This is a genomic window from Lysobacter concretionis Ko07 = DSM 16239 (assembly GCF_000768345.1).
Taxonomy (GTDB): domain Bacteria; phylum Pseudomonadota; class Gammaproteobacteria; order Xanthomonadales; family Xanthomonadaceae; genus Novilysobacter; species Novilysobacter concretionis.
Genome location: NZ_AVPS01000001.1, coordinates 499,714 through 525,031, shown reverse-complemented (window position 1 = coordinate 525,031; position 25,318 = coordinate 499,714). Strand labels below are relative to the sequence as shown.

Sequence of the window (25,318 nt, the reverse complement as noted above, 5' to 3'; positions counted from 1 at the left end):
CCCGCAGCGTGCAAATCATCGAAGCTGCTGTTTTGCTGTGTCGCCATTCAACTGCCCGATGCTTCACGGTTCGACAGGGCCCGCTTTTAACTCCGGCCCAGCCGACACCGCGCACCGGGCGTTCGCCCAGCCGCGCGGCAAAGCCGCGCAAGCCGCCTGATTCAGTCCGGCCCGGCCCGACGCAGCACGCCGGGCGTTCGCCCAAGCGCGCGGCAGTGCCGCGCAAGCCGCTTGATCCAGTCCAACCCGGCCCGGCGCGCTGCACCGGGCGTTCGCCCAAGCGCGCGGCACTGCCGCGCAAGCCGCCTGCGCTCACCCCTTCCGGAAGACCAGTGCGCCGCCTTCGGCATCGACATGGATCGTTTCGCCGCTGGCGAATTCGCCTGACAGGATCTTCGTCGCCAGCGGATTCTCCAGCTGCTGCTGGATTGCCCGCTTCAGCGGCCGCGCGCCATACACCGGGTCGAAGCCGACATCGGCCAACAGCGACAACGCACCGTCGGACAATTCCAGCGTCAAACCACGCTCGGCCAGGCGCTTGTCCAGACCGTGCAGCTGGATCCGGGCGATCTCGCGGATCTGCTGCTTGTCCAGCGAGTGGAACACCACGATGTCGTCGAGCCGGTTGATGAATTCCGGACGGAAGTGGCTCTGCACCACGCCCATCACCGCCGCCTTCATCTGGGTGTAGCCCTCCGGGCTGTCGTCAGCGTCCATCTCCTGGATCATCTGGCTGCCCAGGTTGCTGGTCATCACAATCACGGTGTTGCGGAAGTCGACCGTGCGGCCCTGGCCGTCGGTCAGGCGACCGTCGTCGAGCACCTGCAGCAGGATGTTGAACACGTCCGGGTGCGCCTTCTCGACCTCGTCGAGCAGGATCACGCTGTACGGCCGGCGGCGCACCGCCTCGGTGAGGTAACCGCCTTCCTCGTAGCCGACATAGCCCGGCGGCGCACCGACCAGCCGGCTGACCGCGTGCTTCTCCATGAACTCGCTCATGTCGATGCGGATCATCGCGTCGTCCGAATCGAACAGGAAATTCGCCAGCGCCTTGCACAGCTCGGTCTTGCCCACGCCGGTGGGGCCGAGGAACAGGAACGAGCCGGACGGCCGGTTCGGATCGGACAGCCCGGCGCGCGAACGCCGCACCGAGTCGGACACGACCTGGATCGCCTCCTGCTGGCCGATCACGCGCGCGTGCAGGTGCTGCTCCATCTGCAGCAGCTTCTCGCGCTCGCCTTCGAGCATTTTCGCCACCGGGATGCCGGTCCAGCGACTGACGACCTCGGCGATTTCCTCGTCGGTCACCTTGTCCTGCAGCAGGGTGAAACCGCGGGTCTCGGCCTCGTGCGCGGCCTGGGCCTGCTTCTCCAGCTCAGGCAGGCGGCCGTACTGGATCTCGCTCATCTTCGCGAAGTCCTGCTTGCGCTGGGCGGCCTCCAGTTCCAGCTTGGCGGCCTCGATCTGCTCCTTGATCCTCGTCGCGCCCTGCAACATCGCCTTCTCGGCCTTCCAGACCTCTTCCAGGTCGTTGAACTCGCGCTCCAGGGTGTCGATTTCCGCCTGCAGGTCGGCCAGGCGCTGCTTGCTCGCGTCGTCCTTTTCCTTCTTCAACGCCTCGCGCTGGATCTTCAGCTGGATCAGCCGGCGCTCCTTGCGGTCCAGTTCCTCGGGCTTGGAATCGATCTCCATGCGGATGCGGCTGGCGGCCTCGTCCATCAGGTCGATCGCCTTGTCGGGCAGCTGGCGGTCGGCGATGTAGCGGTGCGACAGCGTGGCGGCGGCGACGATCGCCGGGTCGGTGATCTCCACGCCGTGGTGCACCGCGTACTTCTCCTTCAGCCCGCGCAGGATCGCGATGGTGTCCTCCACGCTCGGCTCGCCGACCAGCACCTTCTGGAACCGGCGCTCCAGCGCGGCGTCCTTCTCGATGTACTGGCGGTACTCGTCGAGCGTGGTGGCGCCGATGCAATGCAGCTCACCACGCGCCAGCGCCGGCTTGAGCATGTTGCCGGCGTCCATCGAGCCTTCCGCCTTGCCGGCGCCGACCACCGTGTGCAGCTCGTCGATGAACAGGATCACCTGGCCTTCGTTCTTGGCCAGGTCGTTGAGCACGCCCTTCAGTCGCTCCTCGAACTCGCCGCGGAACTTCGCCCCGGCGATCAGTGCGCCCATGTCCAAACTGAGCACGCGCTTGCCGCGCAGGCCCTCGGGCACCTCGTTGTTGATGATGCGCTGGGCCAGCCCTTCGACGATCGCGGTCTTGCCCACGCCGGGCTCACCGATCAGCACCGGGTTGTTCTTGGTCCGGCGCTGCAGCACCTGGATGGTGCGGCGGATTTCCTCGTCGCGGCCGATCACCGGGTCGAGCTTGCCGGACTCCGAACGCGCGGTCAGGTCGATCGTGTATTTCTCCAGCGCCTGACGCTGGTCTTCGGCATTTTCGGATTGCACGGTCTCGCCTCCACGGACTTTCTCGATCGCCGCTTCGATGCGGGACTTGTCGCCACCGGCGGCCTTCAGGGCGCGGCCCGCCTCGCCGCCGTCCTCCAGCGCCGCGAGCACGAACAGCTCGGTGGCGATGAACGCATCGCCGCGCTGCTGGGCGTACTTGTCGGTCAGGTTGAGCAGCCGCGACAGGTCGTTGCCGACGCTGACACTGCCGGCCTGGCCGGACACGGTCGGCAGCCGGTCGAGCGCCTCGCCCAGCCGCTCGCGCAGCACCGGCACATTGACGCCGGCCTGCGACAGCAGCGGGCGGGTACTGCCGCCGGACTGGTCGAGCAGGGCGACCAGCAGGTGCGCCGGTTCGATGACGTTGTGGTCGCGCCCGACCGCCAGCGACTGTGCGTCGGCCAGCGCCTGCTGGAAGCGCGATGTGAGCTTGTCCATCCGCATGACGGGATTCCTCGTGAGGGCGGCCCCCGGGGCCGCGATACACCCCAGATGCGGTCCTTCGGCGCGGGTTCAAGCCAGACCGGGTCGCCCGCATCCGGGTGCCGTCGAGGCTGTCATGCGAAGGGGCAGGACGGCGTGTATGGACGGCGTGTACGGAAGACACTGCAAAATCAGCGCACGGAAGCCTGCATCCAGACCAGCGACGCCATGCGCCCGGCGCGTTGGTCGCGACGGTGCGAGTAGAACCGCTGCGGGTCGGCGATCGTGCACAGGCCGCCGCCATGGATGCGGTCGGGCGCGATGCCGGCCGCCGCCAGTCGCTGCCGCGCCAGCGCGTACAGATCGACCCGCCAATGGCCCGGCCGGGTGGCGGTGAAAGCACGGGCCGCGGCGGCGTCCTGCGATACGAAGGCCTCGTACACCTCGGTGCCGATCTCGTAGTGCTCCGGTCCGGCGGCCGGGCCCAGCCACGCCATCACCTGCGAAGGCGGCGTCCGCATCGCGCCGACGGTGGCTTCCAGCACGCCACCGGCCAGCCCGCGCCAGCCCGCGTGGGCGGCGGCGACCTCACGGCCGTCGTCGGCGCAGAACAGCACCGGCAGGCAGTCGGCGGTCAGGATTGCGAGCACGGCGCCGGGCGTGGACGTGACCGCGGCATCGGCTTCGGCCTCGGACGCATGGCCCCCGCCCGCCGCGTCTCCCGCCGCGTCGACGCGGAAGACACCCGCCCCGTGCACCTGCCGCAACCAGTGCGGGGCGGCGGGCAGGCCGGCCAGCGCGACCAGCTCGGCGCGGTTGTGCTCCACCCGCGCCGGGTCGTCGCCATCGGCGGCATAGCGGTTGCCCATGTTGAAGGTGTCGAACGGTGCGGGCGAGATCCCGGCGCCGTGACGCAAGGTCGTGAACGCATGGATGCCGCGCGGCGCGGGCCAGTCGGCTGGCAGCAGGGCACGGCTCATCGCTCAGCGCTCCCGCCCGGCCGCTTTGCGGGTGTCGTCCTGCAGCGCCTTCACCAGCGCCTGCATGTCGGCCGGCATCGGCGCACTGCAGCGCACCGGCTCGCCGCTGACCGGGTGCACGAACTCCAGCGTCTCCGCATGCAGCGCCTGGCGCTTGAATCCCTTCAACGCCGCGACCAGCGCGTCGTTGGCCCCGCGCGGCAGTTTCAGCGAGCCGCCATACAGCGAGTCGCCGATGATCGGATGCTTCAGGTGCGCCATGTGGACCCGGATCTGGTGGGTGCGGCCGGTCTCCAGCCGGCACTCCAGCAGGGTGTGGGCGCGGAAGCGCTCGCGCAGCCGGTAATGGGTGATCGCATCGCGGCCGTCCTCGCGCACCGCCATCCGGACGCGGTCGCGCGGGTGGCGGTCGATCGGCGCGATCGCGGTGCCGCCTGACACCAGCGCGCCCGACACCACGGCCAGGTACTGCCGGTGCACCTCGCGCGAGGACAGCTGGTCCACCAGCGCGGTGTGGGCGACCAGACTGCGCGCGACCACCATGACCCCGGAGGTGTCCTTGTCGAGCCGGTGGACGATGCCGGCGCGCGGCAGGGCGTTCAGGTCCGGGTGCCGGTGCAGCAGGGCGTTGACCAGCGTGCCGTCCGGATTGCCCGCGCCCGGATGCACCACCAGTCCGGCCGGCTTGTCGATCACGATCACGTGCTCGTCCTCGAACAGCACGTCCAGCGGGATGTCCTCCGGCTCCGAGTGCGTCTGCACGTCGGGGGTCGCGTGCAGGGCGACCGTCTCGCCACCGCGCACCGGATCGCGCGGACGCACCACGTTGCCGTCCAGCAGCACCTCGCCGGACTTGATCCAGCTTGCCAGGCGCGAGCGCGAATACGACGGAAACAACTCGGCCAGCACCGCGTCGAAACGACGTCCGGCGGCAGCGTCGGGCACGACGGCCTGGAGGGTGATGGCGGGCTGATTCATTGAAAGGACACGGTTAAGGGCACACGGCGCGGGACTGCTATTATCGGCGCTTCGTGCCTCCGGCGCCCGTGATCCCGACCATGACCGATCGTTCCGCCCCGCTGCGCTTGTTGTCGCTGATGCTGATTGTGCTGTTCGTCGGCTCCGGCTGCGCCATGTTCAAGAAAAAGGAAGCCCCGGAGACCGCGCCGGTGGAGCAGCTGTACGAGAAGGGCCACGCCTCGATGAAGCGCGGCAACTGGTCCGCCGGTGCGACCACCTTCAAGAACCTGGTCGCCCAGTACCCGTACGGCCCCTACACCGAGCAGGCGTTCATCGAGACCGCCTACGCGCAGTACAAGGCCGGCACCCACGAGGAGGCGATCAGCACCATCGACCGCTTCATCCGCACCTACCCGACCCATCGCAACATCGCCTACCTGTACTACCTGCGCGGGCTGGTGAACTCCAGCCGCGACACGGTGTTCCTGCAGAAGGTATGGAAGCTGGATTCCAGCCGTCGCGACCTGGCCACCCCGACCCAGGCCTACAACGACTTCTCGATCGTCGCCGACCGCTACCCCAACAGCCGCTACGCCGCCGACGCGCGCCTGCGCATGGCCGAGCTGCGCGACACGTTCGCCCGCCACGAGCTGGAAGTCGCCTTGTACAACCTGCGCCGCACCGCGTATGTCGCCGCCGCCGAACGGGCGACCTACCTGCTGGAAACCTACCCGCAGAGCGTCTACCAGAACGATGCCGTGGCCACCCTCGCCGCCGCCTACGTCGGCCTGGGCAACGACACCCTGGCGGCCGATGCCCGCCGCGTGCTGGAAAAGAACGACCCGAACCACCCGTACCTCAGCGGCAACTGGCCCCGGTTCCCGAGCGACTGGCGCAAGCTGAACCCGTTTGCCCGCGAGAAGTCCGCGCTCGACAATTGAGCCCGGCTGCGGGTGCCGGGAACGGCCAACGAATCCGCGCCACGCAATAACGACAACGCCGCCCGACCAGGCGGCGTTGTCGTTCGTGCCCTTCGGTGACACCGGCGCAGTACTTGCTGGCCCGCACGGTCCGCGATCAAAAGCCCGGCGCGGTGCGCTCGGTCGTGGCTTCAGCCGCGGGTGGCGGTCGCCACGTCATCGTCCGCGGCCACCTCACCAGCACCTTCCAGCGACTCCGGCAGCACCGTGCGGTAACCCAGCGCGTCCAGCCGTTGCAGCAATCGCTGCAAGGTGTCCACGTTGCGGCCGTGACGCGCGCCTTCGTGCATCAGCACGATCGTGCCGGGGGCCAGGGCGCGCTCGATCCGCGCGACCACGGTCGCCGGATCGGCTGCCACCGCGTCGTATCCGCGCGCGCTCCAGGCCACCCGCGCCAGACCGTGCCCGCGCAGCGCGGCGGCCAGGAACGGGTTCGCCATCCCGACCACCGCGCGGAACCAGCGCGGGACGACGCCACTGATATCGATCAGCTCCGCCTGCGCCGACCCGACCTCATCACGCATCCGCGCCGGACCCAGCGCCCAGAACACCGATTGCGGATGGCCGTGGCTGTGGTTGCCGATGCCATGCCCGCGCCGGACGATCTCGCGCACCAGTTGCGGCCGCGCGCGGGCGCGCTCGCCAACCAGAAAGAACGTCGCCTTCGCGGCATGCGCATCGAGCAGGTCGAGCATCGCCGCAGTATCGTCCGACGGGCCGTCGTCGATCGTCAGCCACACCACCGGTTCGGTGGTCGGCAGCCGCGTCAGCACCGGGCTGAACAGCCGCGACCCCGGCCTCAGCGTTCCCCACAGGAACGGCACATGGCTGGCCAGCATCAGCGGCAGGCCGAGTCGCCAACCCCACTGCCACCAGACCGCCGCGACCAGCGCCTGCGACAGTCCCAGCGCGATCCACCAGGCATGCGGATGGCGCGGAACGCGGTGCGGGCCAGGGGATGGACCCGGGTGCGGGGCGGGAGACGGCATGACCTGGATCATGCCAGCGTCAGCCGGCGCTCGGTACACTTGGGCCCTTCATCGGGCCCCGCTCGGGACACCAGCCCGTATTCCACCCGCCTTACGGAAACCTTGCCATGTCGCTCGACCCTGCCCTGCGTTCGCGCATCGAACACCTGCTCACCACCCACCGCGTCGTCCTGTTCATGAAGGGCGAACCGGGCGCGCCGCAATGCGGCTTCTCGGCCAAGGCGGTCGGCGTGCTGGGTTCCACCGGCGTGGCCTACCAGCACGTCGACGTGCTGTCGGATCCGGAGATCCGCGAGGGCATCAAGGTGTACGGCCAGTGGCCGACGATCCCGCAGCTGTACATCGGCGGCGAGCTGATCGGCGGCAGCGACATCATCGAGCAGATCGCCAATTCCGGCGAGCTGTACACCGCGCTCGGCGTGCCGGCCCCGGACCGCACCCCGCCGCCGATCACCATCACCCCGGCCGCGGCGAAGATGCTCGGCGACGCGGTCGCCAATGCCGGCGCCGGCTACGCGCTGCAGGTCGAGATCGACCCGCGCTTCAACGCCAAGCTGCAGCTGGCGCCGGTGGACGCCGGCGCGATCGCCAGCGAGGCGGAAGGCCTGCGGGTGCAGTTCGACCTGGCCAGCGCCCAGCGCGCACGCGGGCTGACGATCGACTGGGCCGATGATGCCCGCGGTCGCGGCCTGGTGATCGACAACCCGAACGCGCCGCCGAAGGTCGGCTCGCTCGACGTGACCGAAACCGCCGCCCGGGTCGCCGACGGCAGCCTGATGCTGGTGGACGTGCGGCCGGCGGCCGAGCGCGCGCAGGCATCGGTGAAGGTGCCCTTCAAGACCCTGGAGGACGGCGGCAGCGCCGCGCTGGAGGCCCTGCCCAAGGACACCGCGCTGGCATTCCTGTGCCACACCGGCGGGCGCAGCGCACAGGTCGCCGAGCACTTCCGCAGCCTGGGCTTCACCCGCCTGTTCAACGTGGCCGGCGGCATCGCCGACTGGAGCGCGACGGTCGATCCAAGCGTGCCGACCTACTGATCGGAGCGGTTGGTTGGAGCAGAAACTGATCGCAGCCTGGGTCTGGGGCCGGTAGTTCCGGAGCGGTCGATCCTGGAGCGGTCGATCCCGACCGTTCCGGGGCTGCCTCACCGCATCGCGCGGTCAGGCGTGCCCGCCCCGCCCGACCTGCTCAGCCGCTGAAACCGCCTTCGTCCAGCCACGCCTGTTCGCCGGGCGTGGTGGCGCGGCCGAGTACGCGGTTGCGATGCGGAAACCGGCCGAAGCGCTCGATGATCGCCTGATGGTGCAACGCCCACTTGTCGGGCTCCTCGCCCGGCATCGTGCGGTGCAGTTCCACCGAGCGCTGCTGCTCCATCGGGTTCTCGCTGTGGGTGAACGGCAGGTAGAAGAACCGGCGCAAGGCCGGATCGACCTGGGTGTCGAACCCGTGGCCGACCGCGCGCGTGGCGACCGCGCAGGCCAGCGGATCGGTCGCATAGGCATGCGCGCTGCCGCGGAACACGTTGCGCGGCACCTGATCGAGCAGCAGCACCAGCGCCATCGCACTGTCCGCCCACTCGCCCCAATGCTCCAGCTCGCCGCGCGAGGCCGCCATGTGCGCATCGAGCAGGCGCTCGCGGCATAGCGCATCGAAATCCGGCCCACCACGGAACCAGCGCTCCGGCCCGGCCTCCAGCCAGAAATCGAAGACATCGCGCGCAACAGCATCCATCACGTCACCTCATGACCGGTCGGGATGCCGACGGTAGCAGGAAGCCGGTGCAGGGCCGATGCATCGAGGCATGGGCCCGGGAATCTACGCGACTGCATCGCCGCTGCGAATCCAGTGCGTTCGCGACTGACGTCGCTCCTACGATGGCGTCTCCACGACTATCGCGGCCCAGGCATCTGTCCCACGGGGACTTCCTTCGGTCGTAGGAGCGGCTTCAGCCGCGACCTCTACATCGATGCCCAGGCCACTGAGCGGCCACTCGCAGTGAACGGCGGGTAACAAAAGGTGCGTCTCGGAGACTTCCAGGCCCACGGGAACGCGTCGTCGTTGCGGATTCCGTGCGTTCGCGACTGACGTCGCTCCTACCCTCACAGCGTGCCTTTGGGCGTTACGCCTCCTCCTCGTCATCGTCGCCATCGCCCAGCTGGGTCTCCAGTTCGGTGATCCACGCCGCGGTGATGCTTTCCAGGGTGACGGCGTGGATCAGCGGCTGGATCGCGCCGCCGGAATAGGCTTCGGCAATGAAGCGGGCGTAGCGTTCGCGGTAGCCGAGCCAGCCCAGATGCACGGCGTCGAACGCGGCCAGGCTGGTGCCGTCCAATGCCGCGCGCAGGCGCGTCACCAACCGGTCCAGGTGGTCATCGACCTGCTGGAACGAGGCGATCGCGCGCCGGTTCATCGCGGCCTCGTCCAGCACCGGCTCATCGCTTTCGCGTGCGACCTGCTCGGCCTGGCTGACATAGCGGTCGGCGATCCGTACCGCCGCCTCGGCCTTGCCGATCAGCCGGCGTTCGAACCGGCGCAACTCGTCCAGGCTGGTGCCAGCGCCTTCCAGCCCCTGCTTGAGCGTCAGCAGCTTCTGGTTGCGCTCGATCGTGTCGACCGTGTCGCGGCGCTCGATCCGGCGCTGGACGAAATAGAACGCCCAGGTCAGCGCGGCGCCCAACAGCAGGTACAGGGCTTGTTCCATCGTGGCTTTCCTCCGGTCGGATGCAGTGTGCCGATGCAGGATCGCAGGGGGTGCGACCGGGCCCCGTGTTTCCGTGCCGGCGGTCGCTCCGGCATGACCATCGTCAGGGTTGGCAGCGTCGCGGGACACGGCTACGGTCTGGACAGACTGCCACGCGACCGGCCACCTGCCGTCGCGTCCAACCGGGGAATCCCAATGCTTCGTCCACACACCGCCGCGCTTGCGGCTGCGCTCGGGCTGGTGCTCGCCGGCGCGGCCCACGCCCAGGGCGACCGACCCTCGTCGTTCGCCCACGACCCCTACCCCAGCACCTATGAGCGGATCGCCTCGCCGGCGGTGCTGATCCACGGCGCGACCGTGCTCACCGGCACCGGCGAGCGGCTGGAGGGCGCCGACGTGCTGATGGCCGATGGCCGCATCGTCCAGGTCGGCCGGGGCTTGAGCCTGCCGGCCGGCGCGACGCGCATCGACGGCAGCGGCAAGTGGGTCACGCCCGGCATCATCGACATCCACTCGCACCTGGGCGTGTACCCCAGTCCGGGCACGCGCTCGCACAGCGACGGCAACGAGATGACCGCACCGGTCACCGCCGCGGTCTGGGCCGAGCATTCGGTGTGGCCGCAGGACCCCGGCTTCGACGCCGCGCGCGCCGGCGGGGTGACCTCGCTGCAGATCCTGCCCGGCTCGGCCAACCTGATCGGCGGCCGCGGCGTGACGCTGAAGAACGTGCCGGCGGTCAGCTACCAGGGCATGAAATTCCCCGACGCGCCGTGGGGCCTGAAGATGGCCTGCGGCGAGAACCCCAAACGCGTGTATGGCGAGAAGGGCGGCCCGGCGACGCGGATGGGCAACGTCGCCGGCTACCGCGCGGCCTTCATCGACGCGGCCGAGTACCTGAAGAAGAACGGCCAGGGCGACGGTGACAAGACCGGCGCGTCGAGGAAGCGCGGCTGGTGGCAGTCCGCCGACAGTGCCGGCAACGGCGGCAAGGACAAGAACGGCAACGGCAAGCGCGACCTGAAACTGGACACCCTGGCCGGCGCGATCAACGGCGACATCCTCGTCCACATCCACTGCTACCGCGCCGACGAGATGACCACGATGCTCGACCTGGCCGACGAGTTCGGCTTCAAGGTCGCCGCGTTCCACCACGGCGTGGAGGCCTACAAGATCGCCGACCGGCTCGCCGCCTCGGGCACCTGCGCGGCGCTGTGGGCCGACTGGTGGGGCTTCAAGATGGAGGCCTTCGACGGCATCCAGGAAAACATCGCCATCGTCGACCGCCCCGCCAACAGCTGCGCGATCGTGCACAGCGATTCGGACGAGGGCATCCAGCGGCTCAACCAGGAGGCGGCCAAGGTCATGGCCCACGCCCGGCTGGCCGGCATCGAGATTGCCCCCGAGCGCGCGATCGGCTGGCTGACCGCCAACCCCGCCAGGGCCATGGGCATCGCCGCCCGCACCGGCACCCTGGAGGCCGGCAAGATGGCCGACGTGGTGCTGTGGAACGGCAACCCGTTCAGCGTCTATGCCAAGGCCGAGCAGGTCTATGTCGATGGCGCGCGGGTGTTCGATATCAACGATCCGTCGCGACAGGCCACGTCCGACTTCATGCTCGGCCAGTCGGCTCCGGGCCGCGCCGCTACCGGAGGTGTGTTGTGAACCGTCTTGCCATGAAATCGTTGGCGGTCGCCGCGCTGGCGCTGCTCGCCGTATCGGCCAACGCCCAGGACCCCGGATCCAGTCCGGGGCAGGCCCTGCTGATCCGCAACGCCACCGTGCACACCGGCGGCAGCCAGGGCACCTTGACCAATACCGACGTGCTGGTCAGCGGCGGGACCATCCGTGCGATCGGCGCCGCCCTGGCCGCACCGGCGGGCGCCGAGATCGTCGACGCGCAGGAGCGGCGCCTGACGCCGACGCTGTTCGGCGGCATCACCGGCATCGGCATCGAGGAGGTGTCCGGCGAGCGCTCCACGGTCGACAGCAGCCTGGCGCTGGGCGCGAAGGACGGCCCGATGATGGTGCGTCCGGAGTTCGACGTGAGCCTGGCCTACAACCCCGAGTCGCTGCTGGTGCCGGTGGCCCGCATCGAGGGCATCGGCTGGACCCTGCTGGGGGCCGGGAGCAGCGAGGGCGGCTCGATCATCGGCGGTCAGGGCGGCGTGATGCGGCTCGACGGCAGTGCCGATCCGGTCGGCCCGAAGGCGTTGTTTGTCGACCTGGGTTCGGACGCCGCCGGCCTCAGCGGTCGCTCGCGTGCCGGCCAATGGATGATCCTCGACCAGCTGGTCGATGAAGCGCGCGGCAGGATCGCGGCCGACGCCAGGGTCGCCCTGCTGACCCCGGCCGGACGCACCACGCTGGCGAAGTACCTCGACAACGGCGGCCGCGTGGTGGTAGGCGTCGACCGCGCCGCCGACATCCGCCAGCTGCTGCGCTGGTCGGCCCGGCACAAGGTCAGGATCGCGATCGCCGGCGGTGCGGAGGCCTGGAAGCTGGCCCCGCAACTGGCGGCGGCGAACGTGCCGGTGTTCGTCAATCCGCTGGACAACCTGCCGGCGGGCTTCGACCAGATCGGCGCGACGCTGGAAAACGCAGGGCGGCTGGCGGCCGCCGGCGTGGCGGTGGGTTTCAGCCAGGGCGGCGACGCCTCCCACAACGCGCGCAAGGTCCGCCAGCTGGCCGGCAATGCCGTCGCCAACGGCCTGTCGTGGGAGGCGGGGCTGGCCGCACTGACCTCGGTGCCGGCGCAGGCGTTCGGCGTGGCCGACACGCTGGGCAGCATCGCGGTCGGCAAACGCGCCGACCTGGTGCTGTGGAGCGGCGACCCGCTGGAAGTGAACGCGGTGGCGACCCAGGTCTGGTTCGACGGCAGGCCGATCGAGATGCGCAGCCGCCAGACCGAGCTGCGCGACCGCTACCTGCAGGCGCCGGTTCCACGCGCCAATGGCGGCCTGCCTGCGGCGTATCCGGCGGTCAGCCGCTAGGGAAGCTCCGAGCAACTGCGGCAGCAAAGGCTCTGGGTTCCCGCCCTCGCGGGAATGACGGGCAAAAGCCGGGTTGCTCAGGCCCTTCCCAGGCAACGAGCCACAATCGCTCGCACGCCCCTTCGATCCGGTTCGCAGAGGGCGCTTTTCCACGACGGCGGTGCCGTCGCGTTGCCGGGTAAGTTCGCCCAGCCCACCCCCTCACCCAACAACCAGGACACCGACCATGCCCGCCTTGCCGCAACTCGACCTCAACTGGTTTGCCGTACTCGCCGCCGCGCTGTCCGCGTTCGCCCTGGGCGGACTCTGGTACGGGCCGCTGTTCAAGAAAGCCTGGTGCCGCGAGGCCGGTGTCGACCCGGACGCGGCTCCCGCACATCCCGCCAGGATCTTCGCGACCGCCTTCGTCTGCAGCCTGCTCGCCGCGCTGGTGTTCGCCAGCATGCTGCCACCGGCGGCGAGCGTCGCCGACGGGTTCGGCATCGGCTTCGTGGTCGGCCTGTTCTTCGTGTCGATGAGCTTCGGCATCAACTACGCCTTCGCCGGCCGCAGCCTGAAGTTGTGGATGATCGACAGCGGCTACCACATCGTCCAGTTCATCGCCTACGGGGTGATCCTCGCGGCGTGGCGCTGACCGCGTAATCAAATGGGCCCGGAGGATATCCGGGCCCGTCGGGTCGATCGGATCACACGGCCGTCAACCGGCCTTTTTCCCGCTCGCGATCCACTGGTCGATGCGCCGCTCCAGCAGGGTCAGCGGCATCGCGCCGCCACCGAGCACGGCGTCGTGGAAGCCGCGGATGTCGAAGCCCTCACCGAGTTCGGCTTCGGCCTTCGCGCGCAGCTCCTGGATCTTCAGCATGCCGATCTTGTAGCCGGTCGCCTGGCCCGGCCAGGTGATGTAGCGGCGCACTTCGGCCTGGATCGCCGGCAGCGGGATCGAGCTGTTTTCGGAGAAGTACGCGACAGCCTGGTCCTCGGTCCAGCCCTTGGCGTGCAGGCCGGTATCGACCACCAGCCGGATCGCGCGCCACATCTCCGAGGTCAGGCGGCCGTACTCGGAATACGGGTCGGTGTAGGTGCCCGGCATCTCGCGTGCCAGCCACTCCGAGTACAGACCCCAGCCCTCGGCATAGGCGTTGAAGCCGGCCTGCTTGCGGAACTCCGGCACGCCCTCCAGCTCCTGCGCGATCGCGATCTGCATGTGGTGGCCGGGCAGACCCTCGTGGTAGGCGATGACCTCCAGCGTGGTTTTCGGCATCGCGCTCATGTCCGACAGGTGCGCGTAGTACACGCCCGGGCGCGAACCGTCCGGCGTGCTCGGGTAGTAGTGCTGCGCGGCGCCGTCCACCTCGCGGAACGCCTCGACCCGCTTGACCACCAGGTCGGCCTTCGGCAGCAGGCCGAAGTAGTCGGGCAACTGCTGCTTGATCGTGGCGATCGCCGCGGTGGCGTCGTCGATGTAGGCCTGCCGGCCGGCGTCGGTCTCCGGGTACTTGAACCGGGGGTCGGTATCGACGAAGCGGAAAAACGCCTTCAGGTCGCCGTCGAAACCGACCTTGTCCTTCAACGCCTCCATCTCGCCACGGATGCGCGCGACCTCGTCCAGACCGATCTGGTGGATCTGCCCGGCGCTCAGGTCGGTCGTGGTCGAGGCGCGCAGGCGCTCGGCGTAGTACGCGGCGCCGTCGGGATGCGTGCTGCCGACACCGCTGGGATTGACCGCGGCGTTGGGCAGGTCGGCGGTGTACCAGGCGATGACCCCGGCGAAGGCCGGCTGCACCGCCTCCACCAGCGCCGCGCGGGCGTCGTCCTTCAGTGCCTGGGCGCGCGCCGCATCGATCTTGCCTGCGGCCACGAGCGCATCCGCCTTGGCCTGCGCGTCGGCCCACAGCGCGCTGTCGGGGCCGTCGGTGAACGGCGCGCCGGTGACGACCTTGCCGGCCTGCTCGATCACACCCTCATGGGCGAAACGCGGCGGCCGGATGCCGAGCCCGGCGGACCGCTTGACCTGCTCCATCAGCTGCCCGAACGCCCGCGGCACCTCGCGCAGGCGCGCGACGTAGGCGGTGTAGTCGGCTTCGTCCTCGACCTTGTGGAAGTTGATCAGGAACGTCGGCAGGAACGACTGCGCGCCGCCCATCTGCTCGAACGGATAGCCGTGATCACTGAAACGGTCGGCGGCCTTGGCTGCTTCGGCCTGGTAGGCGAACAGGTCCCATGACAGCCTGGCGTCGGCGCCCAACGCGTCGTAGTCGAAGCTCGCCTTCATCTCCTCGACCGCCGCGACCCGCCACGCCAACTGCTTCGCCGCGCCCTCGCGCGACATGTCGTCGAGTTCGGAATAGCGGTCCTTGCGGCCCAGGAACGTCATGCTGACCGGACTGAACTGCAACTGCTCCTCGTACTTGCGCTCGAACCACGCATTGAGGCGCGCGTCCTCGGCGGCGGCTTGCGCAGAGGTGGCCGCGGGAGCCGTGGCGGTGGTCGGCGCGCCCGGCGAGCAGGCCACGCACAGGGCCAGGGACAACGCGGAGACGGCAAGGATGCGGCGCATGGGCACTCCGAAGGTGGATGGGAGCGTGGCTCCCGGGGAATTGATGATGCCGCAAGGATGGCGGGCGGCACACCGTGTCGAAAGACCCGACAGCCACGGCGTTGTCAGGCATCGGCGGCCGGTCGCCGGGCACACGCGCCATGCCACGCCAGCGGAGACCGCCTGCGAAGACCGGTACTGCAGATCCGCCCCACCAACGCTATGCTGCAGGCGTTTTGTGACGCCGTCTTCATTTCCTTTCCGGGGGGATTCATGCGCATTGGACTGGTTGTCGATTCGGCATGCGACTTGCCGCTGGAATACCTGCAGCGCCACGAGGTGACGATCCTGCCGATCACGGTGCGGATCGGCGAGGCGGTGCTGGCCGATCACCGCGACGAGCAGGCAACGCTGGAGTTCCTGCACGCGCACGTGGCCGAGCGCGGGGCGGAGGCGGAAACCATGCCGTACACGGTGCAGCAGATCCAGGAGCTGTTCATCAACCGGCTGGTGATCGATTACGACTACGTGTTCTGCATGACGATCACCAAATCGCGCAGTCCGATCTTCGACCATGCGCAGCAGGCCAGCTTCGCGATCCTCAACGAGTACAAGGCCGCGCGCTCCGCAGCCGGCAACCCGACCCCGTTCGCGCTGCGGGTGATCGACACCCAGAACCTGTTCGCCGCCCAGGGCATCGCCGCGGTGGAGGCGGTGCGCCTGCGCGATGCCGGCGAAGGCGCGCCGAAGATCCGCGCACGGCTGGAAAACCTCGCCCTGCACACGCATGGCTACATGATCCCGCGCGACCTGTACTACCTGCGCGCCCGCGCCCGCAGCAAGGGCGACCGCAGCGTCGGCCTGCTCAGCGCGGCACTGGGCAGCGCGCTGGACATCAAGCCGGTGCTGCATTGCAACCGCGGCGAGACCGGTGCGGTGGCGAAGATCAAGGGGTTCGAGCCGGCGGTGGAGAAGCTGTTCGCGTTCACCATCAAGCGCATCCACGCGGGCCTGATGACCCCGACCGTGTGCCTGAGCTACGGCGGCGAGCTGGACGAGATGCGCGCCCTGCCCGGCTACCCGGAGCTGCGTGCGGCCTGTGCGGCGAACAACATCGAGCTGTTCGAGAGCGTGATGAGCCTGACCGGCATGGTCAACGTCGGCAAAGGCGCGCTGGTGGTGGCGTTCGCGGCCGAAGGCCAGGCCAGGTTCGAGGAGTGATCCGGACCGGATGACGGCGCCGCCGCGGCGCCGGATCCGGTGCGTGGTCAATTGCGCGTCAGCGCCGACACCCGCTCGACGGGCGCGATACGAAGCGCCGCGAACACCGCAACCCAGACCAGCCTCACGGCCCGCCCAAGGCCAGCTTCAGCACCCATGCCGTCAGCGGATTGGCCGGATCCGACAGCAGCTTCGCGGTCAGCGCCAGCGCGATCACCACCAGCAGCGGGCGGATCATTTTCCCGCCGACCCGCAGCGTCAGATGGGCGCCGACCTGCCCGCCGGCCACGCTCGATATCGCCATCAACAATCCGATCGTCCACAGCACGTGGCCGCCGATCATCAGGGTGATCAGGGCGGCGATGTTGCTCGACAGGTTCAGCAGCTTGGTATGGGCGGTGGCCGACACCAGCCCCATGCCGAAAAACGCGACCAGGATCGTGGTCAGGAACGTGCCGACACCGGGGCCGAAGAAGCCGTCGTAGAAACCGGTGGCGATCACGATGCCGACCAGCACGCCGGGGCCGAAGCGGCTGTGGCGGTCTTCCTCGGAGGCCTTCGGCCCGAAGGTGAAGTAGATCACCATCAGGACCAGCAGCACCGGCACCAGCCCGGCGAGGAAGGCCGGGTCGACGCGCTGCAATGTCCAGGCCCCCAGCACCGAACCGACGAACGCGCCCATCGCCGGCCTGGCGAAACGGCGGAAGTCGATGCGTCCCTTGCGGGCGAAGGCGACGACCGCACTGGCGGTGCCGAAACTGCTCTGCAACTTGTTGGTGGCCAGCGCCTGGACTGGCGATACGCCGACCGCCATCAACGCGGGAATGGTCAGCAGCCCGCCGCCGCCGGCGATCGCGTCGATGATGCCTGCAACAAAAGCCACGCCCATGAGCAGGGCGATGGCCTCGATACCGAATTCCATGATGGGACGTGCCCCGCTGGGTGACGCGTGCAAAAAGCGGCCGAAGCCGCCGAAGTCCGCCATGGTAGGCGGGGCTGTCCGGCACTGACCAGAAATGCCGTCCAGCCAGCCGGCCAGCCAAGCCGGCCAACAATGACGGCAAGGAGCGCCAGCCACAGGCGGGCGCAGGACTTTGTGCCCACGACCGCGGGGCCGGCGGGACGATACCCTGCGCGACCCACTCCCGCGTGTGCCTTTCGATGACCCGTCGCCTGCTTGTCCTCGCGCTGTCCAGCGCCCTGTCCGCCTCCTTCGTGCTGCCGGCCTTCGCCCAGGACCCCGCGCCACCCGCGCCGCCGACGCCACAGCCGGCCCCGCCGGTGGATCGCGACGCCAGCGAAGACCCTGTCCAGCTCGAACAGGACGCGCTCGACCCGGTCGCCAACGATCCGGCCCAGGCCGCAGCCGAGGTCGCCAAGGGCATCTCGCGCCCATCGGCGGACGCCAGGGACGCGGAGAAGAAATGGGACGTCAACGCGCCCCACGGGCCGACCAAAACGGTCAGCTTCAGCACCGATGAAGGCACCTGGATGGACGTCGATGTCTCGCCCGACGGCCGCCAGCTGGTGTTCTCGCTGCTGGGCGACCTCTACCGCCTGCCGATCGCCGGCGGCACCGCGCAGCGCATCACCTCCGGCCCGGCCTGGGACGTGCAGCCGCGCTGGTCGCCCGATGGCCGCCAGATCGCCTTCACCTCCGACCGCCGCGGCGGCAACAACCTGTGGCGCGTCGACACCAGCGGCGGCAATCCGGTGCAGGTCACCAATGAGGATTTTCGCCTGCTCAACAACCCCGCGTGGACGCCGGACGGGCAGTTCATCATCGGTCGCAAGCACTTCACCTCCGGGCGTTCGCTGGGCGCCGGCGAGCTGTGGATGTACCACGCCAGCGGCGGCACGCAGGGCCTGCAGCTGACCGAGAAGAAGAACGAGCAGCAGGACCTCGGCGAGCCGGCGGTGTCGCCCGATGGCCACTACGTGTACTACTCCGAGGATGTCAGCAGCGGCGGCGCGTTCGACTACAACCGCGACCCGCACGGGGTGATCTACGCGATCAAGCGGCTGGATCGGCAGACCGGCAAGACCGACACCATCGTCGCCTCGCCTGGCGGCGCGGTGCGGCCGCAGCCGTCCCCGGACGGCAGGTCGCTGGCGTTCGTGAAGCGCGTGCGCGAGAAGTCGGTGCTGCACCGGCTCGATCTGGCCAGCGGCGAGGTGCGCCCGGTCTGGGACGGTCTCAGCCACGACCAGCAGGAAGCCTGGGCGATCTTCGGCCCGTACACCGGCTTCGACTGGACACCGGACTCGAAGGCGGTGGTGATCTGGGCCCAGGGCAAGCTGTGGCGGGTCGACATGGCCAGCGGCCAGCCGGCGGAAATCCCGTTCACCGCGCAGATCGAGCAGACCGTGGCCGAGCCGCTGCGGTTCAAGCAGCAGATCGACGAGGGCCGGTTCGCGCCGAAGATGATCCGCGACGTGGCGACCTCGGCCAACGGCGACGCGCTGGTGTTCCATGCGGTCGGCAAGCTATGGCGCAAGCGCCTGCCCGGCGGCGAGCCGCAGCGCCTGACCGCCAACGAAGGCCTGTACGAGTACGAGCCCAGCTTCAGCCCCGACGGCAGCAAGCTGCTGTACACGACCTGGTCGGACGAGGCGCTCGGCGCGATCTACGTGCGCGGCGCCAGTGGCGGCGGCAGCGGCACGCGGCTGACCCGCGACAAGGGCTTCTACTACCACCCGCGGTTCTCGCCCGACGGCAAGCGCATCGTCTACAGCAAGTCCGGCGGCAGCAGCCTGACCGGCAGCCTGTGGTCGGGCGACCGCGGCATCTACGTGATGCCGGCCGGCGGCGGAGCGGCGGTGCGCGTGGCCGAGCACGGCAGCGCCCCGCAGTTCAGCGCCGACGGCACGCGCGTCTACTACCTCACCGGCGGCGGGCTGGAGAAGAAGCTGATGTCGGTCGGCCTCAACGGCGAGGACCCGCGCGAGGTGTTCAACCTGAAGTACGTCGACTCGGTGCAGATCAGCCCGGACGGCCAGTGGGTCGCGTTCACCGAACTGTTCAACGCCTACGTCGCGCCGATGACCGCCACCGGCAAGCCGGTCGAGCTGGGCAAGGACAGCAAGGCGATCCCGGTCGGCCAGGTCAGCGCCGATGTCGGCAACTACCTGCACTGGGCGGCGGACTCCAAGTCGCTGCACTGGATGGTCGGCGACAGGTACCACTCGCGCGCGCTCGACCAGAGCCTGGCGTTCCTGCCCGGCGCCCCGGAGGAGATCGCCAAGCCGGTCGCCGGCGGCGGCATCGCGGTCGGCCTGAGCATCCCGGTGGACAAGCCGACCGCACTGGTCGCCTTCACCCACGCCCGCATCATCACCATGCGCGATGCGGAGAACAGCCAGGAAGTGATCGAGGACGGCACGATCGTGCTGCGCGGCGATCAGATCATCGCGGTTGGCCCCAGCGACTCGACCACGGTGCCGGCCGGCGCGAACGTGATCGATGCGACCGGCAAGACCATCCTGCCGGGCTACATCGACGTCCACGCGCACGCCTCGCACTTCGGCCAAGGGGTGATCCCGCAGCAGAACTGGGCGTACTACACCAACCTCGCGTTCGGCGTCACCACCCTGCACGACCCCTCGGCAACCACCGAGTTCGTGTTCTCCGAGTCGGAGCTGCAGAAGGCCGGCAAGATGGTCGGCCCGCGGGTGTTCTCCACCGGCTCGATCCTGTACGGCGCCGACGGCGACTTCAAGGTGGTGGTCAATTCGCTCGACGATGCCCGCAGCCACCTGCGCCGGCTGAAGGCGAACGGCGCGTTCAGCGTCAAGAGCTACAACCAGCCGCGCCGCGAGCAGCGCCAGCAGATCAACACCGCCGCGCGCGAGCTGGGCATGCTGGTGGTCGAGGAAGGCGGCAGCACCTTCCACCACAACATGACGATGATCCTCGACGGCGTCACCGGCATCGAGCACAACATCCCGGTCGCGCCGCTGTACAAGGACGTGGTCGGGCTGTGGTCGCAGACCGACGTGCGCAACACGCCGACGCTGGTGGTCAGCTACGGCGGCCTGTCCGGCGAGTACTGGTGGTACGCGCGCGACAACGTGTGGGAAGACCCGAAGCTCAACCGCTTCTTCCCGCGCGAGACGCTGGACGCACGCAGCATCCGTCGCGAGACCGCACCGGACTGGGACTACTGGCACATCGAGGTGTCGAAGGCCGCCAAGACCCTGCGCGACGCCGGGGTCAGGATCCAGGTCGGCGGCCACGGCCAGCTGCAGGGCCTGAGTCCGAACTGGGAAATCTGGATGCTGGCCCAGGGCGGTTTCAGCCACTTCGAGGCGCTGCGTGCGGCGACCATCGACGGGGCCGATTATCTCGGCCTGTCCGACCACATCGGCTCGCTGGAAGTCGGCAAGCAGGCCGACCTGGTGGTGCTCGACAGCAACCCGCTGGAGAACATCCGCGCCACCATCGACACCCGCTACGTGATGGTCGACGGCCGCCTGTTCGACGTCGCTGCCGACATGGCCGAGATCGGCAACCGCAGGGAAGCGGCGCCGAACTTCTACTGGCAGCGCCACCGCGAAGGCCAGACCTTCGGCAGCCAGTTCGGCCCGACCGCGGTCTGCCATTGCCCGAAAGGCGACGGCGCGCACGTGCATCTGGACTGAGCGCCGGAACGACGCACGCGGCCGCTGTGGGGCGGTCGCGCTCTGCCGGGGAATGTTCTACCGGGACCTCGGGGTCTTCCCGTAGGAGCGACGTGAGTCGCGACCTGTGCTTCCTGGCTGGGTTCGAAGGCTCGCGACTCACGTCGCTCCTACAAAACCCGGGCCACCCCGTTCACGAAACCCCCATGGAGCGCTGCCTACGCTGCAGCCATCTTCAGGAGAATTTTCAATGGCCACCCGCTACTACATCACCCTGCCCGACGGCGCGCTGGCCCGCGGCGCCGATCCGGACCTGTCCTTCACCGCCCTCAGCGGCGAAGGCTTCGCCAGCGAGCTGCAGGCCGCGCTGCGCGGCGACCGCCTGTTCGACAAGTGGCGCCGCAAGCAGCCCGAGCCCGACGAGGTCGACCTTTCCCTGGCCGCGACCGACCCCGACGCCACCGTCGAAGGCGCGCAGGACGACCTCCACATCGACCTGATCGTCACCACCAGCATTCCCGGCACGGTCCTGAAACAGCGCCTGCGCCTGCTCGCCGGCAGCGCCTGGGAGCTGCGCGACGTCAAGACGGCCTGAAGCGGCCCCTGCAACTGGACAGCGCGCCCCCCTGACCTCGTGCAGGAGCGACGCAAGTCGCGACCTGTACATCAATCCAACATTTGCAGGTTCACGACTCACTCAGCGGGCATGCCGCCGCCACTCCTGCGGTCGTAGGCGGGACAAGCGCGCAGCGCGCAGATCGTCCGAAAGGACGACCCGCAGGGCGAGCGCAGCGGGTCGTCCAAGGACATTGCCAATCAACGGCTCGAAGTCCATGGATCTCGCGATCCCCGGCCCGCGCGCATAGCGCTTGGGCGTTCGTTCGGACGCGAGCCAGTGGCTCGCAAACCTCCGACCTCACCCCCGCCTTCGCGGGGATGACGATAATTGTTCAGACCTTCCTTGACGAGACCCCAGATGACCAAAAACATCCTGCTCGCCTGGAGCGGCGGCAAGGACGCGGCCTGGACGCTGCACCGCCTGCGCCAGCGCGACGATGTCCACGTCGTCGGCCTGCTGACCACGCTCAACAGCGACTTCGACCGCGTCGCCATGCACGGCATCCGCCGCGACGTGCTGCTCGCGCAGGCGGCCGCGACAGGGCTGCCGCTGCTGGAGTCGGTGATCCCGCACGGCAGCGACAACGACACCTACGAAACCGCGTTCGCCGGCAGTCTGGCCACCGCGCGTGAACGCTGGCCCGGCATCGACACCATCGCCTTCGGCGACCTGCTGCTGGCCGATGTGCGCCAGTGGCGCGAGGCACTGTGCTCCCGCCACGGCTGGAAGATCCTGACGCCGCTGTTCGGCGCCGACACCGCGGCACTGGCGCGCGAGATGATCGCCGGCGGCCTGCGCACCCGACTGTGTTGCATCGATACCGGGCAGTTGGACGCAAGCTTCGCGGGAAGGCTGTTCGATGCCGACTTGTTGGCCGAGCTTCCGCAGAACTGCGACCCCTGCGGCGAGAACGGCGAGTTCCACACCCTGGTCGAAGCCGGTCCGATGTTCGCCGCGCCACTGCACCTGGAACAAGGGGACACCGTGCTGCGCGACGGCCGGTTCGCCTTCACCGATTTCCGCCTGGCCGGGTCGCCGCACGGCGTGGGCGACGCTCGCGCGTAACCCACCCGTACCTGTCGCGGAACGCCGCCGCTACGCAGCCACCTTCCCGCGCTCCCAGTCCGCAATCGGCCCGGGCACCGTCTCGAAACACGGATGGCAACGCGGGCCGGCGTGCGCCTGCTGGGCGTCATGCCAGTCCGGACTGCGACGGGACAACTTGCCCATCAGGTGCTGCCACTCGAAGTCGAGCTGCCCCTGGCTGACCTCGATCCGCGGCCGTTCATTCCCGGGCCCGGGCACTGGCCCGAGTTTGCTCCGGTCGTACCGGTAACCCCGCGCGTCGGCTTCGTCGACCACGGCCGCGAGGTAGGCGTCGAGTGCCGCGACCGGATCGGGCCGGGCCCGGAAGCGCTCCAGCTGCGGGTGGTGGACATAGCCGCGCGTGCGGCCGAGCAGGACCGCACGCGCGAGCAGGCCTTCGCGCCAGAGCGCGGTGAGTCCCTGCCGGTCCAGATGCTGCGGATGCAGCGACCACAGCCTCATGGTTCAGCCCTGCATCGCCTTCGCATGGTGGGCGATGTGCTCGCCGATGAAGCTGGCGATGAAGTAGTAGCTGTGGTCGTAGCCGCGCTGCATGCGCAGGGTCAGCGGGTGGCCGGCCGTTTCGCAGGCATCGCGCAGCAGGTGCGGCTTGAGCTGGGTTTCGAGGAAGTTGTCGGCATCGCCCTGGTCGACCAGCAACGGCAGCCGCTCGGTGGCCTTGGCGACCAGCGCGGTCGCGTCCCATTCCAGCCACGCCTCGCGGTCGTCGCCCAGGTAGGCGCTGAACGCCTTCTCGCCCCACGGCACCTGGCTGGGCGCGACGATCGGCGAGAACGCCGACACGCTGCGGAACATGCCCGGATTGCGCAGCGCGATCACCAGCGCGCCGTGGCCGCCCATCGAATGGCCGCTGATGCCGCGCGCGGTGGTGGTCGGGAAGTGCGCATCCACCAGTGCCGGCAGCTCCTGCACGATGTAGTCGTACATGCGGTAATGCGCCGCCCACGGCTCGCGCGTGGCATTGAGGTAGAAGCCCGCGCCCTGGCCGAGGTCGTAGGCCTCGTCGTTGGCGACACCCTCACCGCGCGGGCTGGTGTCGGGCGCGACCACGATGATGCCGTGCTGCGCCGCGTAGGCCTGGGCACCGGCCTTGGTGATGAAGTTCTGCTCGTTGCAGGTCAGCCCCGACAGCCAGTACAGCACCGGGCACGGGCCCTGCTTCGCCTGCGGCGGCAGGTAGACCGCGAAGTCCATGTCGCAGCCCAAGGTGCTGGACGCGTGTTGCCAGACTTCCTGACTGCCGCCGAAGCAGGCGTGTTGTTCGATCTGTTTCATGTGATCTCCTTTTCAGCCACGAGGACCGGCCTCAATACGTGATGACGGCCCGGATGGACTTGCCTTCGTGCATCAGGTCGAAGGCCTCGTTGATGCGCTCCAGCGGCAGGGTGTGGGTGACGAACGGGGCCAGGTCGATCTCGCCGGCCATCGCCTGCTCGACCATGCCCGGCAACTGGCTGCGGCCCTTGACTCCACCAAACGCGGTGCCCAGCCACTTGCGGCCGGTGACCAGCTGGAACGGCCGGGTGCTGATTTCCTGCCCCGCGCCGGCCACGCCGATGATCACGCTCTGGCCCCAGCCGCGGTGCGCGCATTCCAGCGCGGCGCGCATCACGTTGACGTTGCCGATGCACTCGAACGAGTGATCCACGCCCCAGCCGGTCATCTCGACGATCACCTGCTGGATCGGCGCCTCGAAGTCCTTCGGGTTGACGCAATCTGTCGCGCCCATCTGCCTGGCCAGCGCGAACTTGTCCGGGTTGGTGTCGATGGCGATGATGCGCCCGGCCTTCGCCTGCACCGCGCCCTGGATCACCGCCAGACCGATCGCGCCCAGACCGAACACAGCCACGCTGTCGCCTTCGGCCACCTTGGCGGTGTTGTGCACGGCGCCGATGCCGGTGGTCACGCCGCAGCCGAGCAGGCAGACCTGCTCCGGGTTGGCGTCGGGGTTGATCTTCGCCAGCGAGACCTCGGCCACCACGGTGTATTCGCTGAAGGTCGAGCAGCCCATGTAGTGGTAGATCGGCTCGCCGTTGTACGAGAACCGGGTGCTGCCGTCGGGCATCACGCCCTTGCCCTGGGTGGCGCGCACCGCGACGCACAGGTTGGTCTTGCCGGACTTGCAGAACAGGCACTCGCCGCACTCGGCGGTGTACAGCGGAATCACGTGGTCACCCGGCTTGACGCTGGTGACACCCTCGCCCACTTCCACCACGATGCCCGCGCCCTCGTGCCCGAGTACGGCCGGGAACACGCCTTCCGGATCGTCGCCCGACAGGGTGAACGCATCGGTGTGGCACAGCGCGGTGTGGGTGATCTTGACCAGCACCTCGCCCTTGCGCGGCGGCTCGACGTCGATCTCGACGATCTGCAGGGGCTTGCCGGCTTCAAAGGCAACAGCGGCGCGTGATTTCATGGCGTTCTCCAGGTCATTTCAGGTAGGCGCGCACCAGGGCCACGGCATCGTCGATGCCCGCCTGGCGGCGGGTGGGGTCGTCAACAGGGCTTCCCAGCTCTTCCCGCAGATGGCTTTCCAGCACCTGCGACATCAGCCCGTTGACCGCGCCGCGGACCGCGGCGATCTGCTGCAGTACCGGGCCACAATCGGCACCGGCCTCCAACGCGCGCTCGAGCGCTTCCAGCTGCCCCCGCACGCGGCGGACCCTGCCCAGGACGCGTTTTTTTTCCTCGGGGGAATGCGGCATGGCTCGGCGCCTCAGATACTGGGGGACAGTATA

General features: G+C 69.0%; 21 protein-coding genes. 9 read left to right on the top strand and 12 right to left on the bottom strand.

The genetic code is table 11. The features are described 5' to 3' along the window. Positions 1-312: 312 nt before the first annotated feature. The 3 genes from clpB to rluD form a co-directional block, all read right to left on the bottom strand. Complete coding sequence (clpB, locus tag N792_RS02170; protein ID WP_036192069.1) at positions 313-2,898, bottom strand: ATP-dependent chaperone ClpB; 2,586 nt, start codon at positions 2,896-2,898, stop codon at positions 313-315. A 170-nt stretch (positions 2,899-3,068) separates the two neighbouring features. Continuing rightward, entirely contained in the window at positions 3,069-3,857 is a 789-nt protein-coding gene (pgeF, locus tag N792_RS02165; protein ID WP_036192067.1) for a peptidoglycan editing factor PgeF, read from the bottom strand. Positions 3,858-3,860: 3 nt separating this feature from the next. Continuing rightward, positions 3,861-4,835, bottom strand: a complete 975-nt coding sequence (gene rluD / locus N792_RS02160; RefSeq protein WP_036192065.1) for a 23S rRNA pseudouridine(1911/1915/1917) synthase RluD — start codon at positions 4,833-4,835, stop codon at positions 3,861-3,863. An 80-nt stretch (positions 4,836-4,915) separates the two neighbouring features. Here rluD and N792_RS02155 point away from each other — a divergent pair, with 80 nt between their 5' ends. Next, positions 4,916-5,758: an outer membrane protein assembly factor BamD gene (locus N792_RS02155; protein WP_036192063.1), complete on the top strand. Its 843-nt coding sequence runs from the start codon at positions 4,916-4,918 to the stop codon at positions 5,756-5,758. Positions 5,759-5,928: 170 nt separating this feature from the next. On the opposite strand, the gene N792_RS02150 is transcribed toward N792_RS02155, so the two are convergent. Beyond that, the gene (locus tag N792_RS02150) at positions 5,929-6,786 is read right to left on the bottom strand and encodes a polysaccharide deacetylase family protein (RefSeq protein ID WP_084105306.1); all 858 of its coding nucleotides are present in this window, start codon (positions 6,784-6,786) and stop codon (positions 5,929-5,931) included. A gap of 107 nt (positions 6,787-6,893) precedes the next feature. Between N792_RS02150 and grxD the strand changes: the two genes are divergently transcribed. Beyond that, the gene (gene grxD, locus N792_RS02145; protein WP_036192061.1) at positions 6,894-7,823 is read left to right on the top strand and encodes a Grx4 family monothiol glutaredoxin; all 930 of its coding nucleotides are present in this window, start codon (positions 6,894-6,896) and stop codon (positions 7,821-7,823) included. 151 nt (positions 7,824-7,974) lie between these two features. Here grxD and N792_RS02140 read toward each other — a convergent pair whose 3' ends face one another. Together N792_RS02140 and N792_RS02135 are read right to left on the bottom strand one after the other, a co-directional pair. Next, entirely contained in the window at positions 7,975-8,517 is a 543-nt protein-coding gene (locus N792_RS02140; RefSeq protein ID WP_036192059.1) for a DUF924 family protein, read from the bottom strand. A 388-nt stretch (positions 8,518-8,905) separates the two neighbouring features. Then, positions 8,906-9,487 carry a lysozyme inhibitor LprI family protein gene (locus N792_RS02135; protein WP_036192057.1) on the bottom strand — a complete coding sequence of 194 codons (582 nt, stop codon included), beginning with the start codon at positions 9,485-9,487 and terminating at the stop codon, positions 8,906-8,908. A gap of 195 nt (positions 9,488-9,682) precedes the next feature. On the opposite strand from N792_RS02135, the gene N792_RS02130 reads away from it, so the two are divergent. The 3 genes from N792_RS02130 to N792_RS02120 all read left to right on the top strand — a co-directional run bounded on the left by N792_RS02130 (position 9,683) and on the right by N792_RS02120 (position 13,111). Beyond that, the gene (locus tag N792_RS02130) at positions 9,683-11,149 is read left to right on the top strand and encodes an amidohydrolase (protein WP_036192053.1); all 1,467 of its coding nucleotides are present in this window, start codon (positions 9,683-9,685) and stop codon (positions 11,147-11,149) included. A gap of 11 nt (positions 11,150-11,160) precedes the next feature. Beyond that, complete coding sequence (locus N792_RS02125; RefSeq protein ID WP_036192050.1) at positions 11,161-12,477, top strand: amidohydrolase family protein; 1,317 nt, start codon at positions 11,161-11,163, stop codon at positions 12,475-12,477. A 226-nt stretch (positions 12,478-12,703) separates the two neighbouring features. After that, on the top strand, positions 12,704-13,111 hold the full coding sequence (locus N792_RS02120; protein ID WP_036192047.1) for a DUF1761 domain-containing protein: 408 nt from the start codon (positions 12,704-12,706) through the stop codon (positions 13,109-13,111). A 63-nt stretch (positions 13,112-13,174) separates the two neighbouring features. Here N792_RS02120 and N792_RS02115 read toward each other — a convergent pair whose 3' ends face one another. Continuing rightward, positions 13,175-15,034, bottom strand: a complete 1,860-nt coding sequence (locus tag N792_RS02115; protein ID WP_036192044.1) for a DUF885 domain-containing protein — start codon at positions 15,032-15,034, stop codon at positions 13,175-13,177. Between the two features lie 252 nt (positions 15,035-15,286). Here N792_RS02115 and N792_RS02110 point away from each other — a divergent pair, with 252 nt between their 5' ends. Continuing rightward, complete coding sequence (locus N792_RS02110; RefSeq protein WP_036192041.1) at positions 15,287-16,234, top strand: DegV family protein; 948 nt, start codon at positions 15,287-15,289, stop codon at positions 16,232-16,234. 124 nt (positions 16,235-16,358) lie between these two features. Here N792_RS02110 and N792_RS02105 read toward each other — a convergent pair whose 3' ends face one another. Continuing rightward, positions 16,359-17,156 carry a TSUP family transporter gene (locus tag N792_RS02105; protein ID WP_036192418.1) on the bottom strand — a complete coding sequence of 266 codons (798 nt, stop codon included), beginning with the start codon at positions 17,154-17,156 and terminating at the stop codon, positions 16,359-16,361. A 239-nt stretch (positions 17,157-17,395) separates the two neighbouring features. On the opposite strand from N792_RS02105, the gene N792_RS02100 reads away from it, so the two are divergent. From N792_RS02100 to N792_RS02090, 3 genes are all read left to right on the top strand, one after another. Next, positions 17,396-20,875, top strand: a complete 3,480-nt coding sequence (locus tag N792_RS02100) for an amidohydrolase family protein (protein WP_224743903.1) — start codon at positions 17,396-17,398, stop codon at positions 20,873-20,875. A 229-nt stretch (positions 20,876-21,104) separates the two neighbouring features. After that, positions 21,105-21,449 (top strand): hypothetical protein, encoded by a 345-nt coding sequence (locus tag N792_RS02095; protein WP_036192038.1) that lies wholly within the window; start codon positions 21,105-21,107, stop codon positions 21,447-21,449. Positions 21,450-21,830: 381 nt separating this feature from the next. Continuing rightward, positions 21,831-22,538 carry an adenine nucleotide alpha hydrolase gene (locus tag N792_RS02090; protein WP_191150491.1) on the top strand — a complete coding sequence of 236 codons (708 nt, stop codon included), beginning with the start codon at positions 21,831-21,833 and terminating at the stop codon, positions 22,536-22,538. Between the two features lie 30 nt (positions 22,539-22,568). Here N792_RS02090 and N792_RS02085 read toward each other — a convergent pair whose 3' ends face one another. Genes N792_RS02085 through frmR form a run of 4 tightly spaced genes read right to left on the bottom strand, consistent with a single transcriptional unit; the run spans position 22,569 to position 25,285 of the window. Then, entirely contained in the window at positions 22,569-23,021 is a 453-nt protein-coding gene (locus N792_RS02085; RefSeq protein WP_036192035.1) for a pyrimidine dimer DNA glycosylase/endonuclease V, read from the bottom strand. 3 nt (positions 23,022-23,024) lie between these two features. Next, positions 23,025-23,855, bottom strand: a complete 831-nt coding sequence (gene fghA / locus N792_RS02080; RefSeq protein WP_036192032.1) for an S-formylglutathione hydrolase — start codon at positions 23,853-23,855, stop codon at positions 23,025-23,027. Positions 23,856-23,886: 31 nt separating this feature from the next. After that, positions 23,887-24,996, bottom strand: a complete 1,110-nt coding sequence (locus N792_RS02075) for an S-(hydroxymethyl)glutathione dehydrogenase/class III alcohol dehydrogenase (protein WP_036192029.1) — start codon at positions 24,994-24,996, stop codon at positions 23,887-23,889. Positions 24,997-25,009: 13 nt separating this feature from the next. Next, complete coding sequence (gene frmR, locus N792_RS02070; RefSeq protein ID WP_036192027.1) at positions 25,010-25,285, bottom strand: formaldehyde-responsive transcriptional repressor FrmR; 276 nt, start codon at positions 25,283-25,285, stop codon at positions 25,010-25,012. Between the last annotated feature and the right edge of the window lie 33 nt (positions 25,286-25,318).

Excerpts from the sequence above, each read along its gene's own strand:
- N792_RS02140 (WP_036192059.1), bottom strand. The coding sequence starts at position 8,517 with ATGGATGCTGTTGCGCGCGATGTCTTCGATTTCTGGCTGGAGGCCGGG.
- N792_RS02125 (WP_036192050.1), top strand. The coding sequence starts at position 11,161 with ATGAAATCGTTGGCGGTCGCCGCGCTGGCGCTGCTCGCCGTATCGGCC.
- pgeF (WP_036192067.1), bottom strand. The coding sequence starts at position 3,857 with ATGAGCCGTGCCCTGCTGCCAGCCGACTGGCCCGCGCCGCGCGGCATC.
- N792_RS02095 (WP_036192038.1), top strand. The coding sequence starts at position 21,105 with ATGGCCACCCGCTACTACATCACCCTGCCCGACGGCGCGCTGGCCCGC.
- N792_RS02090 (WP_191150491.1), top strand. The coding sequence starts at position 21,831 with ATGACCAAAAACATCCTGCTCGCCTGGAGCGGCGGCAAGGACGCGGCC.
- N792_RS02110 (WP_036192041.1), top strand. The coding sequence starts at position 15,287 with ATGCGCATTGGACTGGTTGTCGATTCGGCATGCGACTTGCCGCTGGAA.
- N792_RS02115 (WP_036192044.1), bottom strand. The coding sequence starts at position 15,034 with ATGCGCCGCATCCTTGCCGTCTCCGCGTTGTCCCTGGCCCTGTGCGTG.
- rluD (WP_036192065.1), bottom strand. The coding sequence starts at position 4,835 with ATGAATCAGCCCGCCATCACCCTCCAGGCCGTCGTGCCCGACGCTGCC.
- N792_RS02130 (WP_036192053.1), top strand. The coding sequence starts at position 9,683 with ATGCTTCGTCCACACACCGCCGCGCTTGCGGCTGCGCTCGGGCTGGTG.
- N792_RS02085 (WP_036192035.1), bottom strand. The coding sequence starts at position 23,021 with ATGAGGCTGTGGTCGCTGCATCCGCAGCATCTGGACCGGCAGGGACTC.
- N792_RS02135 (WP_036192057.1), bottom strand. The coding sequence starts at position 9,487 with ATGGAACAAGCCCTGTACCTGCTGTTGGGCGCCGCGCTGACCTGGGCG.
- fghA (WP_036192032.1), bottom strand. The coding sequence starts at position 23,855 with ATGAAACAGATCGAACAACACGCCTGCTTCGGCGGCAGTCAGGAAGTC.
- N792_RS02105 (WP_036192418.1), bottom strand. The coding sequence starts at position 17,156 with ATGGAATTCGGTATCGAGGCCATCGCCCTGCTCATGGGCGTGGCTTTT.
- N792_RS02075 (WP_036192029.1), bottom strand. The coding sequence starts at position 24,996 with ATGAAATCACGCGCCGCTGTTGCCTTTGAAGCCGGCAAGCCCCTGCAG.
- clpB (WP_036192069.1), bottom strand. The coding sequence starts at position 2,898 with ATGCGGATGGACAAGCTCACATCGCGCTTCCAGCAGGCGCTGGCCGAC.
- N792_RS02100 (WP_224743903.1), top strand. The coding sequence starts at position 17,396 with ATGACCCGTCGCCTGCTTGTCCTCGCGCTGTCCAGCGCCCTGTCCGCC.
- N792_RS02150 (WP_084105306.1), bottom strand. The coding sequence starts at position 6,786 with ATGCCGTCTCCCGCCCCGCACCCGGGTCCATCCCCTGGCCCGCACCGC.
- grxD (WP_036192061.1), top strand. The coding sequence starts at position 6,894 with ATGTCGCTCGACCCTGCCCTGCGTTCGCGCATCGAACACCTGCTCACC.
- frmR (WP_036192027.1), bottom strand. The coding sequence starts at position 25,285 with ATGCCGCATTCCCCCGAGGAAAAAAAACGCGTCCTGGGCAGGGTCCGC.
- N792_RS02155 (WP_036192063.1), top strand. The coding sequence starts at position 4,916 with ATGACCGATCGTTCCGCCCCGCTGCGCTTGTTGTCGCTGATGCTGATT.
- N792_RS02120 (WP_036192047.1), top strand. The coding sequence starts at position 12,704 with ATGCCCGCCTTGCCGCAACTCGACCTCAACTGGTTTGCCGTACTCGCC.